Here is a 12,677-nt window from a genome sequence, read left to right as displayed (position 1 = left end):
TTATTCTGCCCCCTTTACGCGTTTTGCTACAAGTTCAATATTTTCGCTGTCTGCGCTTCCAACAACGGCATCTTTACCAATGTGGACACCATCTGCGACAAGGGCACGGGTTACAACGGCACCTTCTTCAACAACAACACCAGGCATCAGTACACTGTCAATAACTTTTGCACCGGTTGCTACTTTTGCACTCGTAAATAATACAGAGTTTGTAATCTCACCATCGACATCACATCCCTGAGTAATAAATGCTTTGTTAATGTTAGCATTTGGTCCTAAAATATGAGGAAGAGTAGTAGAATCCTCTGTATAAATTTTCCATGAAGGATCATTGAGATCTAATTCATTCTTAGGATCGAGTAAGTCCATGTTAGCTTCCCATAAAGAATCAATTGTACCTACATCTTTCCAGTAGCCTTTAAATTTATATGCAAAGAGACGTTTTTCATCTGCAAGCATCTGCGGAATGATATCTTTACCGAAGTCATGGCTCGAATTAGCATCCTTCATATCAGCTTGTAACATCTTACGAAGTAGCTTCCAGTTGAAAATATAAATTCCCATAGAAGCAAGGTTGCTCTTTGGATGTTCAGGCTTCTCTTCGAATTCGACAATACGTCCGTCTTCGTCAGCGTTCATAATACCAAAACGGCTGGCTTCTTTCATTGGGACTTCAATAACAGCAATTGTAGCATCAGCATTGGATTTGATATGATAATCCAACATCTTTGCATAATTCATCTTATAGATATGGTCTCCGGAAAGAATAAGAACATATTCCGGATTATAATTGTTAATAAAATCAATGTTCTGTGAAATGGCATCTGCAGTTCCACGATAAACATCCAGATCAGTGTCTGCTTTCTCACGTGGTGGAAGTACATAAACACCACTGTTTTTTGCATCCAGACCCCAACGTCTTCCTGCAGCAACATAACTATTCAAAAGAATTGATTCATATTGGGTAAGCACTCCTACAGTATCGATTCCACTGTTCGCACAGTTACTAAGTGGAAAGTCAATGATTCGGTATTTTCCCCCATAAGATACGGCCGGCTTAGCGACTTTGTTTGTCAGATCATGAAGACGACTGCCGCGTCCACCAGCTAAAATCATAGCAAGCATATTATTTTGTTTCATTGAGTATCCTCCCATATTGCTTTTTCATAAGATAAATATATTATACTATGAAATGACAGAAAATACCATATAAATTGAGAAAAAATACCATATAAATTGAGAAAAAATACCAAAAATTTTCGAAAAAATCGGGAAAAGATATATAAAAGACACAAAAATCCCAATTAACCATGAGAATTGTAAAACTACATAGCTAATGGGATTTTCAGGTTAGAAATTAATTATCAAAATCATCTTCAAATGGGTCATCATAGTCATCTGACGAATCATAATCATCAGAATCTCCTCTGGATGCAATTGTAAGAATCAAGAAAATTACTGCAAGAACAAGCCCTGCAATTGCACAATACAAAAGATTGGCTTCTCCTTGACGTTTCATAAATGCATATACACCGCCACCAAGATATAACAGCATTGGTAGAATGAAAGCAAAAACAGAATTTGACTTCTGCATAATTAATAATAACAGTGCAGATACAAACATACATGCTGCAAGAATGGCATAAGTCATACCAGCAGAAGCTGTATCGCCGGATAGAATACCATCCAGACCTGCCATTAGTGCAGAATAAACACAGAAACCAAAACCTCCGATAGAGAGAATTCCTAAAAGAACACGTAAGACGCGGAATCTGGCTTTTGGTTCATATTCATCATCCCAGTCATCATCATCATTAATATCATCATATGCATTCATTGTACGCTGCTTCAAATCCGAAAGATCATCCGTGTTAGAAATCTTGTTTGATCTGTAGGATGGATCTGTTGAAAGCATATCTTCGTAACCTTTGCGCATTGCACGTTCTCGCTGTGCACGAACGTGCTGAGGTGGGATATTACCATATTTTTGCTCTTCTGTAGTTTCGGAAGCAGAAGAGAGAGTTGCCTCTTCTTCAATAGGACGGTGCTTTTTAGGAGTGGCTTCTCCGTCAGCCGGGCGGCGCTTCTTAGGAGTTCCGTCTTCATTGACAGGACGGCGCTTCTTAGGAGTGGCTTCTCCGTCAGTCGGGCGGCGTTTCTTAGGAGTTCCGTCTTCATTGACAGGGCGACGCTTTTTAGGAGTGGCTTCTCCGTCAGCCGGGCGACGCTTCTTAGGAGTTCCGTCTTCGTTGACAGGGCGGCGCTTCTTAGGTGCGTCCTCTCCGTTAACAGGGCGAGCCTTTTTAACCGCTTTTTTCTCTTCGTCTGAGCGAGTAGACTCAGCTTGTTTTACATCTTCAACTGCTTTCTTAGCTGCCATTTTCTTTGCACGTTGTTTATCTAAATTCCACTGCTTTTTGCAGTCTTTGCAAATCGCATACTGATTCATAATTGGCTCACCATTCTCAGTGGTTCCAACTTGTTTCTGCTGTAATATAACATCTTTTCCACATAATGGACACTTCATATGTATACTCCTTATTTTTTATAAATTTTCTACAACATGAACATTATAACATTTTATGAAAGCAAGAACAACGTTAAAATAGGTGTTATTTTGAAAAAATTGTGAAAAAGTATTGTTAATTGTCGAAATGTGGAATTGTATTTTAAAGAAAATATTTAAAATATTTGCATCTTAAGAACATTATTATGATAAAACAGTGGATTTTATGAATTTAATGTGTTAAAATACTAGATAGTCTTTGAGTAACAAAGGAGTACGGCATATGAGTAAAAAAATAAGAACAGAGGCAGTAGACTATTTGTTTGATGCAATTTTGAGTTTGCAGGATAAAGAGGAATGCTACACATTTTTTGAAGATATTTGCACAATTAATGAGTTGTTGTCTCTTTCACAAAGATTCGAGGTTGCGAAGATGCTGAGAGAGAAAAAGACATATCTTGAGATTGCGGAAAAGACAGGTGCTTCTACAGCTACAATCAGTCGAGTGAACCGGTCATTGAATTATGGAAATGACGGATATGATATGGTGTTCAGACGACTTGAGAGTAAAAAAGAAAACTAAAGACACAAAAAAGAAACGAGAACTGTTTGGTGTATAGCAGTTCTCGTTTTTTTATTCTTGTGGATGAACTTCATCCAGCAATTTTTCAATGATTTGCTTTTTGACATATACATCAAAACTGAGATCGCACAGCAGAGAAAATAACTGTAGTTGCTCTTTATCTCCATCATAAACTTTAGAAAAAGAATTTTCAGAACGAGCAAAAGCTGTTTTTAACTCTTCCTGAAGAGAATCGATTCGTGACTTCTGGACAGAACAGATTTCTTCATAAATGTCTGTCATAGATAAATTCTCGTCAGTATGAAAATACTTTTCTGTAATAGGTTTTAATAAAGTTTCAATATCTTTAATAGAAAGAATATTTTTAAAATAGTAGATAAAAATTAATACTAAGACATGCTCTTTGGAATATTTCTTCTTATCCGGTGGAGGCAGAAGATTATTCTTTGTGTAGTTGTTGATCATTGTCTTCGTTAAAATCTTGTCGTCATCATAACGCTTGGTAGAAGAAAGACCTTCTTCCATTAAAGTAGTAACCTGATCCATGTACAGATTCATATTCGGAATCTCAGTAGAGTGGATATAGTCAATGCGTGAAATACTATTTAAAATACTGTTTAAGATATCATTAGAATCTATTGTCATTTTATCACCTCAATATAGCTATTATATAGTATTAAAAACTAGATGGCAAGTATTTTTGAAAATGAATTTCGGATGAATTTTAAGAACTTTAAGCGTGAAAATGTATGTGTCATATGTTAATATAATAATATTGTTTATCAAAAGATATACAGAGAACTAGGATTTAAAGGGAGCACTAAAGGATGATATATGAACCATTATTCAAGTTGGAACGAACGGGAGTACAGATTCATTATTATACAGGAAAAGGAAAATATAATCCGGTACATTGGCATTCTGCAATAGAGCTTATATACGTATTAAATGGAAATGGGTCGATTATGATAGATGGAAAAGACTATCTGGTTGTTGCAGGAGATTTTGTAGTGCTGGATTCTAACCAGATGCATGAAGTAAAGACAGCAAATGCGTCAATGATGGTGGTAATTCATTTTTCGAGAAACAGTATGAAAAATTATGTTTCAGATATAGAAAAATATCGTTTCTTCTGTACTCGGGAAAAATTAAAAAAAGAACAGTTGGAGGCATATCTAAAAATATGTGAGATGTTAAAAGGCTTGCCGCCGATGTACGTGATGCATCCTGTCGGATATCGGTTAAAAAGTCAGGCTATTGCGATGGAAGTATTCTTTGAGCTTTTGAATCATTTTGCAATAAGAGAAGAACATGTACAAACTTCAGAGCGCAATACAATATTGGAACGGCTGGGAGAAATTACAGAGTATATAGAATTACATTATAAAGAGCAGATTTCATTGGAAGAGATTGCGTCACATTTTTATTTGAGCAGAGAATACTTTAGTCGTTTTTTTAAACAAAATATGGGGGTAAATTTTTTGAGATATGTCAATCAGGTGCGATTGATGCATATTTACCAGGATATCTGCAATACACAAAAAGGAATTTTGGAGATTGCAGAAGAGAATGGATTTACGAATTACAAATTATTTAACCGAATGTTTCATGAGATATACGGATGTTCCCCGAGAGATGTGCGAAAGAAGTAGAAATTCTAGTTGACAATAAAGAACGTGTGTTCGATAATAAAAGCAAGAGTTTGGGTTAAATGAAGATAAGATGGGAGAGTTTTATGAGCATATATGATACATTGAATGAGCAGCAAAGAGAGGCTGTTTATCATACCGAAGGACCACTTTTAATTCTGGCAGGAGCCGGTTCTGGTAAGACCAGAGTGCTGACTCACAGAATTGCATATTTAATAGAAGAAAAGGGTGTAAATCCCTGGAACATACTGGCAATTACATTTACAAACAAAGCGGCAGGAGAGATGCGTGAACGAGTAGACAATCTTGTTGGATTTGGTTCGGAAAGTATATGGGTTAGTACATTTCATTCCACTTGTGTAAGGATTTTAAGAAGATATATTGATCGCATCGGCTATGATACGAATTTTACAATATATGACAGTGATGACCAGAAGACATTGATGCGTGATATATGTAAGCAATTGAATATAGATACAAAGAAATTTAAAGAGAGAACATTTCTTGGAGCAATTTCGTCAGCAAAGGATGAGATGGTAACGCCGGCAGAATACGAGGTGAATGCAGTCGGAGATTTTTCAAAACAGATGATTGCAAAAGTATACTGGGAATATGAAAAACAACTGCAGGCGAATAACGCATTAGATTTTGATGACCTGCTGATGAAGACAGTACAGCTTTTCCAGAAGGATGCAGAGGTTTTGGAGTATTATCAGAATCGATTCAGATATATTATGGTGGATGAATATCAGGATACGAATACAGTGCAGTTTAAATTTGTCAGCCTTTTAGCAGCGAAGTATCAGAACTTATGTGTAGTAGGAGATGATGACCAGTCCATTTATAAATTTAGAGGAGCTAATATACAGAATATATTAAGTTTCGAAGAGAAATTCAAGGATGCAAAAGTAATAAAGTTGGAACAGAATTATCGTTCAACAGGCAATATTCTAAATGCTGCGAATGCAGTGATCCGCAATAATCACGGACGAAAAGATAAATCTCTTTGGACGGAAAAAGGAGATGGGGGAAAAATCCAATTGCATGAGTTTGATACAGCATATGATGAAGCTGAATTTATTGTAAATCAGATTAAAAGTGGATGCACAAAAGGAAATCATTATAATGATTACGCAATCTTGTATAGAACAAATGCACAGTCTCGTATTTTTGAGGAAAAATTTGTGGCAAACAATATTCCATATAAAATTATCGGTGGGGTGAATTTCTATGCAAGACGCGAGATTAAGGATTTACTTTCATATTTAAAGACAATAGATAATGCGAGAGATGATCTGGCTGTTCGAAGAATTATTAATGTCCCGAAACGTGGGATTGGTCTTACAACAGTGAATCGTGTGCAGGATTCTGCCCAGATGAGAGGAATTGGATTTTATGAAGCACTGCAAGGTCTGGATCTGATTCCGGGGATTGGAAGAAGTGCTGCAAAACTAGATTCATTTGTTGCGTTGATTGAATATTTCAAAGGCAGACTTGGAAAAATCAGTTTAACGGATCTGTTAAAAGAGATTATTGAGATGACAGCATATGTAGAAAGTCTTGAGGCAGAGGATAAGGAAGATGCACAGGCCAGAATTGAAAATATTGATGAATTGCTTAATAAAGTGGCAACTTATGAGGAAGTCTGTGCAGCAGAGCAAAAAGAAGTTTCATTAAGCGGCTTCTTAGAAGAAGTAGCATTAGTGGCAGATATTGATAATTTAGATGAAGAACAGGATTATGTTGTTTTGATGACATTGCACAGTGCGAAAGGATTGGAATTTCCGAATGTATACCTGGCAGGTATGGAAGACGGATTATTTCCAAGTTATATGTGTATCGATAATCCGGAAGATCTGGAAGAAGAAAGACGTTTGTGTTATGTAGGAATCACACGTGCAGAACAAGAGCTTGTGCTGAGCTGTGCAAGAATGCGTATGGTACGAGGAGAGACACATTATAATCGAGTATCCAGATTCGTGAAAGAAATACCAGAAGATTTGCTCGAAAAAGAAGAGAAGCTGTTTTCTGTCAAAGAAGAAAAAGATTCTGCTGTTCAAACAGCATTTAAGCAGGCAAAACAAGCATTTACACAAAAACCATTTACTACATATGCTTCACCTCTTATGACGGGGGCAAAGCAATTTGCAGTGACAAAAGAAAAAGGCCTTGATTATACAATCGGAGACAGAGTGAGACACATTAAATTTGGTGTAGGAACTGTAAAAGATATTGTAGAAGGCGGACGAGATTATGAAGTGACAGTAGAATTTGATACTGCCGGAGTAAAGAAGATGTTTGCTACATTTGCAAAGTTAAAAAAGGAAGAATAAAGTTATTCATTTTTCTATGAATTTTTCAATGAATTTAGTAGTAATCTGAAAATGATAGTGTTATAATATCAAAAAAGAACTCTACCAAGAAAAGGGAAAGGGCGTGTAAGATATGAACAGAGTAGAAGAGTTAATTGCAGAGACAAAACTGAAAGAACTTTTAAACAAAAAGGAAGAAGAAAAACCATGTAAGGCAATCCTTTGGACATTGGCAATTATCGGTGCGGTTGCAGCAGTAGCAGGTATTGCCTATGCGGTATACAGATTCTTTACACCGGATTATCTCGAAGACTTTGACGAAGATTTTGATGATGATTTTGATGATTATTTCAGTGATGAGGATCAGATCTAATCAGTTTGAAAAAATTTGAAGTTATCAGACATCAAATCAAAGGTAAACAGTAACGGCTAAACATAAGGACAGGATGTGGTGGTAAGGTACCGCACCCTGTTTCTTTTTGCTAGAAAGAGAGTGTTATGAAAAAAGGACAGATATTTGAAGGAATTATAGAAAAAGTTGAATTTCCAAATAAAGGAAAAGTATACGTGCCGGAAGAAGACAGATATGTAATTGTAAAAAATGGAATTCCGGGACAGAAAGTGAAATTTATTGTTAATAAATTTAAAAGCGGTAATGCGGAAGGAAGGCTGTTGGAGGTTTTAGAAAAATCAGAAAAAGAAACAAGAACTCCGGTCTGTAGCATTTTTCCTGCATGTGGTGGATGTATGTATCAGACAATGTCTTATGAAAATCAGATGCAGATGAAAGGGGAACAGGTCAGAGAAATTTTGGAATCGGCTATGGCACCTGGAAAAACATTTACATTTGAAGGCGTAAAGGCAAGCCCAAAAGAATTTGGTTATCGTAATAAGATGGAATTCTCATTTGGAGATGAATATAAGGACGGACCATTGTCACTCGGACTTCATAAAAAAGGAAGTACTTATGATGTATTAACAGCATCAGACTGTAAATTGGTACATCAGGACATGAATAAGATTTTAATGTGCGTGTTAGAATATTTCCAGAACTTAGGTGCAAGCTATTATAAGAAAATGCAGCATATTGGATATTTGCGTCATTTATTGCTTCGTCGTGGTGATACAACAGGAGAAATATTAATCAATCTCGTAACTACAACACAGGAGGATTATGATCTTACACCATTAGTAGAACAATTGCTGGCATTACAGTTAGAAGGTAAAATCGTAGGAATTCTCCATATATTAAATGATTCGCTGTCAGATGTAGTACAAAGTGATGAGACGAAAGTTCTCTATGGACAAGACTTTTTCTATGAAAACCTGCTTGGACTGGAATTTAAAATCACACCATTTTCATTCTTCCAGCCTAACTCTCGAGGCGCAGAAGTATTATATAGCATCGTGAGAGATTATATCGGAGATATCCACGATATGACTGTGTTTGACTTGTTTAGTGGAACAGGTACAATTTCTCAGGTACTTGCACCAGTTGCAAAAGAAGTTATCGGAGTGGAGATTATCGAAGAAGCAGTGGAGGCTGCAAAAGAGAATGCAGCACGGAATGGGTTGGAAAATTGCCGCTTTATTGCAGGTGATGTATTCAAGGTACTTGATGATATAGAAGAAAAACCAGATGTAATTGTATTAGATCCACCAAGAGATGGTATCCACCCAAAGGCACTTCCGAAGATTTTGGATTATGGAGTAGATACAATTGTGTACATTTCTTGTAAGGTGACAAGTTTGGCAAGAGATCTTGCGATGTTCCAGGCAAGGGGATATGAAGTAGTGAAAGCGGTTGCTGTAGATCAATTTTGCGAAACGGTGCATGTGGAGACTGTGGTGGGACTACAAAGGAAAGATATCTAGAAATCCTTGAATTTACGCACTTTGTAGAGTTTTTCAGTTTCAACAAAATCGGTGAAAATCACAAGGAAAAGTTGCTTGTGCAGAGAGTCACCGTTGTGGTTGCCTTAGACCTCGGTACGGGGAACACAAAAAATCCTGAATATGAAAGTGAATAGTGGACTATCAGATATTTGATAGATTATAGGGATACTTGTTAAAAGCGGGTGTCCCTATTTTTTATGGGGCATTCCAGAAATGGAGTGTCTTTTTATACCAAAATATTAAAAATTCAGGAGGAAAATGAAAATGACAAACACAGCGTTAAGAGCAGAGAATAGCAATTCTCGCACAATTACTTTCAAGAGCAGGGAACACGAAAAATTTTATGAGGAATATCTGAAAAAATGCAGATATCAGGATGTCTACCATCGGGCTTTGGTTTATTGCCTGGGTATCGACAGAGACACAAGAAATAATGTGAATAAAATCTATAATTTTAAAACTGGATGTGTAAAAACGGAATGCCTGCTGGAAGGATGGCAGACTAGTGGAAGTTTACGGATTGTCCGTATGGCATTTAACCTTTACTGTAATGGAACACCAAGTGTCGGAGATTATGAGGCAGAGGAAGATCAGTTAAAAGAGTGTCAGTATTATACCGTAGAAGATCTGTTTTGCTGCGGATATGCCCGGTATTTTTGGGAAGCCATTAAAATCCGTTATCCAGAGTATTGTTTTTACAAAGACTGGGAGGATATGTATGCTGAAAATTAGATTACAGGGTACTTTAAAGGATATTCAATGGTTTCGTCGTATTTTGGAAAAGCATAAAGAATTGGATGTCCTGGAAGTATCTGATGCTTATGCAAATAAAGGAACAAGTAAATATTTTCGTGTTTATGTAGAAGTAGAAGAAAAACAGTAAATCGGAGGAAAGTATATGTGTAAAGTAATTGCTATTGCAAATCAGAAGGGCGGAGTAGCCAAAACAACGACAACCATCAATCTGGGAGCCGGACTGACAAAGAATGGGAAAAAAGTAGTGCTGGTAGATGCAGATCCGCAGGGACATCTGACAATGGGACTGGGATTTCCCAAAAATCTCAAAGTGACTTTAAAGAGTATGATGGAAAATATCATCATGGGACTGGAGTTTGATCCAAAGGAAGCAGTCTTGCACCATGAAGAAGGGATGGATCTGATTCCGTCCAATAAATTGCTTGCCGGAATGGATATGTCCTTATTTACTGTTGAGGATAGGGAAAAAGTACTGAAAGAGTATCTGGAACTGCTGAAGGATGAATATGATTATATTCTGATTGACTGTATGCCATCATTGGGGATGCTGACAATCAATGCATTAAGTGCAGCGGACAGTGTTCTGATACCGGTACAGCCACAATATTATGCGGCGGATGGACTTATGGAATTACTGAAAGTGGTAAAAGGAATCCATCAGAGATTTAATCCAGATTTACAGATAGAAGGCATTTTATTCACAATGGATAATTGCCGTTACAATAATGCCAAGAGAAACAAACAGGCAATCAAAACTACATACGGAAGTGACATTAAGATTTTTGAGCAGACGATTCCGAGAACAGAAAGCCTTGCAGAAACAGCATCGGAGGGTGTAAGTATCTTTGCCTATGATGGAAAAAGCAAGGGGGCAGACAGCTATCTGGAACTGGTTCAGGAGGTGTTGAAACATGCGTAGACCGAAAAAAGATATTCAGCTTACCTCTTATGATGAATTACTGGGATTAGAGGAAACACCGGAAAAGAGTATGAACCAGGTTGTGGAAATAGATCTGGCAAAGCTTTATCCCTTTAAAAATCATCCGTTCCATGTAAATGATGATGAAAAAATGGCAGAAACCGTAGAGAGCATTAAAACATACGGTGTTTTGACTCCTGCGCTGGTAAGACCTCGACCAGATGGCGGATATGAGATGATTTCCGGGCATAGAAGAAAAAGAGGCTGTGAACTGTGTGGAAAGACTACATTGCCAGCTCTTGTCCGAAATTATACGGATGATGAAGCGGTCATTATTATGGTCGATTCCAACATTCAGCGTGAAAATCTACTGCCAAGTGAGAAAGCTCATGCCTATAAGATGAAATATGATGCAATGAAGCATCAGGGAAGTAAAGGTGAGAAATATACAGCAGATATGGTTGGGGAAGCTGCCGGGGACAGTGGGAGAACCGTACAGAGGTATATCCGTCTGGCGGAATTATCAGATGCTTTGCTGGAATATGTGGACAATAATAAAATTCCTATGATTGTGGGAGAAAAGCTGTCTTATCTGAAGCCAGAGGAACAGGGGTGGCTTCTGGAAGTGATTACCAACAGCAGCATTTTTCCGACAAAACAACAGGCAGAACAGTTAAAAGAATGCAGTGCAAATGGAAAATTAAACCAGAGTTATATCTATGCTGTTTTATTAAAAAAGGAAAGCAGTAAGATCAATGTGACGATTCCGGCAAAGAAAATTGGAAATTATTTTCCGGAGACATATTCTAAAGAACAGATAGAAGAAGTCATTTTTATGCTTTTGGATAAATGGAAAGAAAACAAAGAAGGAGTAGCAGATGCAGAAGATACAGTTTGATTATTTTACGGGGATGGAAGCGGAACAATACAGCTTTTATCGTGTCCCTAAAGTGCTGTTTACCGAACCATGCTTTAAAACTCTTTCTTGTGAAGCAAAGGTATTATACGGTCTGATGCTAGACCGTATGAGCCTGAGCATTAAGAACAGATGGCTGGATTCAGAGGACAGAGTATACATTATTTTCACTGTGGAAGAAATTGCAGAGTTGATGAACTGCGGAACTCAAAAGGCAGTGAAACTGGTAAAAGAGCTGGACAGCAGTAATGGGATTGGATTGATAGAGAAGAAACGTCTGGGACTGGGAAAACCGAATGTTATTTATGTGAAAAATTTTATGATCAGAGAGGTTCCAGATCAAAAGCCGACAGGTAATTGTGCAGATCTGCAATCTGAGCAGGAAGATCATAAAAAAATTGCAGATTTGCAATCGAAACAGAAAAGACATGAGGAATGTGCAGATTTGCAACAAGAAGCAGAAAACAAGGGGAAAACAGGCATTTCTCTGAATTGTGAAAATCATCATTCAGGAGTAGTGAAAACCACAATTCAGGATTATGGGGAATCACAATTCCAGAATAGTGAAAATCACAATTCAAGAATGGTGGAAACCACAAATCCAGAATTTCCAGAATCACAATTCCAAAATAGTGAAAATCATCATTCCGGAATAGTGGAAATCACAAATCCAGAATGCCCGAAATCACAATCTAATAATACTGATATTAACAAGACTGATATTAATGAAACTGAGATAAATCAATCTTATCCAATCACATCAGATAATTTCCAAAAGAAAAAAGATGTGATGGAGGAGATGAGAGCATATCGTGAAGTGATCCATGAAAACATTGATTATCAATATCATGCAAAGGAAGATGTAGATGAACTGGTAGAACTGATAGTTGAAGTTATGATGATGCCGGAGGACAGTATGATTCGCATTGCAGGAGTAGAAAAACCAGTTGCTTTGGTAAAAAGCAGGTTTATGAAACTGAATTATTCGCATATCGAATATGTGCTGTTCTGTCTGAACCGGAATACGACCAAGGTTGGGAATATTAAAGCGTATCTTCTGACCGCCCTGTATAATGCCCCGGCAACGATAAACAGTTATTATCAGGCAGAAGTTAATCACGATATGTATGGAGGATAAGG

13 protein-coding genes are annotated in these 12,677 nt (G+C 37.2%); 10 read left to right on the top strand and 3 right to left on the bottom strand.

Annotated elements, in window-relative coordinates:
- Together D8Q48_RS07865 and D8Q48_RS07860 are read right to left on the bottom strand one after the other, a co-directional pair.
- Entirely contained in the window at positions 1–1,140 is a 1,140-nt protein-coding gene (locus D8Q48_RS07865; RefSeq protein ID WP_121056141.1) for a glucose-1-phosphate adenylyltransferase, read from the bottom strand.
- A 217-nt stretch (positions 1,141–1,357) separates the two neighbouring features.
- Positions 1,358–2,527 (bottom strand): hypothetical protein, encoded by a 1,170-nt coding sequence (locus D8Q48_RS07860; RefSeq protein WP_121056139.1) that lies wholly within the window; start codon positions 2,525–2,527, stop codon positions 1,358–1,360.
- A gap of 262 nt (positions 2,528–2,789) precedes the next feature.
- On the opposite strand from D8Q48_RS07860, the gene D8Q48_RS07855 reads away from it, so the two are divergent.
- Positions 2,790–3,089 carry a YerC/YecD family TrpR-related protein gene (locus D8Q48_RS07855; RefSeq protein WP_022075910.1) on the top strand — a complete coding sequence of 100 codons (300 nt, stop codon included), beginning with the start codon at positions 2,790–2,792 and terminating at the stop codon, positions 3,087–3,089.
- 51 nt (positions 3,090–3,140) lie between these two features.
- On the opposite strand, the gene D8Q48_RS07850 is transcribed toward D8Q48_RS07855, so the two are convergent.
- Positions 3,141–3,734 carry a DUF1836 domain-containing protein gene (locus tag D8Q48_RS07850; protein ID WP_117989356.1) on the bottom strand — a complete coding sequence of 198 codons (594 nt, stop codon included), beginning with the start codon at positions 3,732–3,734 and terminating at the stop codon, positions 3,141–3,143.
- 182 nt (positions 3,735–3,916) lie between these two features.
- On the opposite strand from D8Q48_RS07850, the gene D8Q48_RS07845 reads away from it, so the two are divergent.
- The 9 genes from D8Q48_RS07845 to D8Q48_RS07810 all read left to right on the top strand — a co-directional run bounded on the left by D8Q48_RS07845 (position 3,917) and on the right by D8Q48_RS07810 (position 12,675).
- Positions 3,917–4,741, top strand: a complete 825-nt coding sequence (locus tag D8Q48_RS07845) for an AraC family transcriptional regulator (protein ID WP_117989355.1) — start codon at positions 3,917–3,919, stop codon at positions 4,739–4,741.
- Positions 4,742–4,824: 83 nt separating this feature from the next.
- On the top strand, positions 4,825–7,071 hold the full coding sequence (gene pcrA / locus D8Q48_RS07840) for a DNA helicase PcrA (protein WP_117989354.1): 2,247 nt from the start codon (positions 4,825–4,827) through the stop codon (positions 7,069–7,071).
- 112 nt (positions 7,072–7,183) lie between these two features.
- Positions 7,184–7,423: a hypothetical protein gene (locus D8Q48_RS07835; protein ID WP_022075914.1), complete on the top strand. Its 240-nt coding sequence runs from the start codon at positions 7,184–7,186 to the stop codon at positions 7,421–7,423.
- 125 nt (positions 7,424–7,548) lie between these two features.
- Entirely contained in the window at positions 7,549–8,925 is a 1,377-nt protein-coding gene (gene rlmD / locus D8Q48_RS07830) for a 23S rRNA (uracil(1939)-C(5))-methyltransferase RlmD (protein ID WP_121056137.1), read from the top strand.
- Between the two features lie 285 nt (positions 8,926–9,210).
- The gene (locus D8Q48_RS07825) at positions 9,211–9,678 is read left to right on the top strand and encodes a DUF6075 family protein (protein WP_096241087.1); all 468 of its coding nucleotides are present in this window, start codon (positions 9,211–9,213) and stop codon (positions 9,676–9,678) included.
- A complete protein-coding gene (locus tag D8Q48_RS17175) occupies positions 9,665–9,829 on the top strand; it encodes a hypothetical protein (RefSeq protein ID WP_004612805.1) in 165 nt (54 codons plus the stop codon). The genes D8Q48_RS07825 and D8Q48_RS17175 overlap by 14 nt, the downstream gene beginning before the upstream one ends.
- A 15-nt stretch (positions 9,830–9,844) precedes the next feature.
- Positions 9,845–10,621: an AAA family ATPase gene (locus D8Q48_RS07820; protein WP_117440218.1), complete on the top strand. Its 777-nt coding sequence runs from the start codon at positions 9,845–9,847 to the stop codon at positions 10,619–10,621.
- Positions 10,614–11,519 (top strand): ParB/RepB/Spo0J family partition protein, encoded by a 906-nt coding sequence (locus tag D8Q48_RS07815; RefSeq protein WP_121056135.1) that lies wholly within the window; start codon positions 10,614–10,616, stop codon positions 11,517–11,519. The genes D8Q48_RS07820 and D8Q48_RS07815 overlap by 8 nt, the downstream gene beginning before the upstream one ends.
- Positions 11,500–12,675: a DUF6017 domain-containing protein gene (locus D8Q48_RS07810; RefSeq protein ID WP_117440219.1), complete on the top strand. Its 1,176-nt coding sequence runs from the start codon at positions 11,500–11,502 to the stop codon at positions 12,673–12,675. Before D8Q48_RS07815 ends, D8Q48_RS07810 begins: the two co-directional genes overlap by 20 nt.
- The last annotated feature ends 2 nt before the right edge of the window (positions 12,676–12,677 follow it).

This window comes from Ruminococcus sp. B05 (genome assembly GCF_003628495.1).
In the GTDB taxonomy this organism is placed as follows: domain Bacteria; phylum Bacillota; class Clostridia; order Lachnospirales; family Lachnospiraceae; genus Schaedlerella; species Schaedlerella hominis.
This window is presented reverse-complemented; position numbering and strand designations above follow the sequence as displayed.

Bases quoted from the DNA above. Each gene is read 5' to 3' on its own strand.
- D8Q48_RS07865 (WP_121056141.1), bottom strand. From the start codon at position 1,140: ATGAAACAAAATAATATGCTTGCTATGATTTTAGCTGGTGGACGCGGC.
- D8Q48_RS07860 (WP_121056139.1), bottom strand. From the start codon at position 2,527: ATGAAGTGTCCATTATGTGGAAAAGATGTTATATTACAGCAGAAACAA.
- D8Q48_RS07855 (WP_022075910.1), top strand. From the start codon at position 2,790: ATGAGTAAAAAAATAAGAACAGAGGCAGTAGACTATTTGTTTGATGCA.
- D8Q48_RS07850 (WP_117989356.1), bottom strand. From the start codon at position 3,734: ATGACAATAGATTCTAATGATATCTTAAACAGTATTTTAAATAGTATT.
- D8Q48_RS07845 (WP_117989355.1), top strand. From the start codon at position 3,917: ATGATATATGAACCATTATTCAAGTTGGAACGAACGGGAGTACAGATT.
- pcrA (WP_117989354.1), top strand. From the start codon at position 4,825: ATGAGCATATATGATACATTGAATGAGCAGCAAAGAGAGGCTGTTTAT.
- D8Q48_RS07835 (WP_022075914.1), top strand. From the start codon at position 7,184: ATGAACAGAGTAGAAGAGTTAATTGCAGAGACAAAACTGAAAGAACTT.
- rlmD (WP_121056137.1), top strand. From the start codon at position 7,549: ATGAAAAAAGGACAGATATTTGAAGGAATTATAGAAAAAGTTGAATTT.
- D8Q48_RS07825 (WP_096241087.1), top strand. From the start codon at position 9,211: ATGACAAACACAGCGTTAAGAGCAGAGAATAGCAATTCTCGCACAATT.
- D8Q48_RS17175 (WP_004612805.1), top strand. From the start codon at position 9,665: ATGCTGAAAATTAGATTACAGGGTACTTTAAAGGATATTCAATGGTTT.
- D8Q48_RS07820 (WP_117440218.1), top strand. From the start codon at position 9,845: ATGTGTAAAGTAATTGCTATTGCAAATCAGAAGGGCGGAGTAGCCAAA.
- D8Q48_RS07815 (WP_121056135.1), top strand. From the start codon at position 10,614: ATGCGTAGACCGAAAAAAGATATTCAGCTTACCTCTTATGATGAATTA.
- D8Q48_RS07810 (WP_117440219.1), top strand. From the start codon at position 11,500: ATGCAGAAGATACAGTTTGATTATTTTACGGGGATGGAAGCGGAACAA.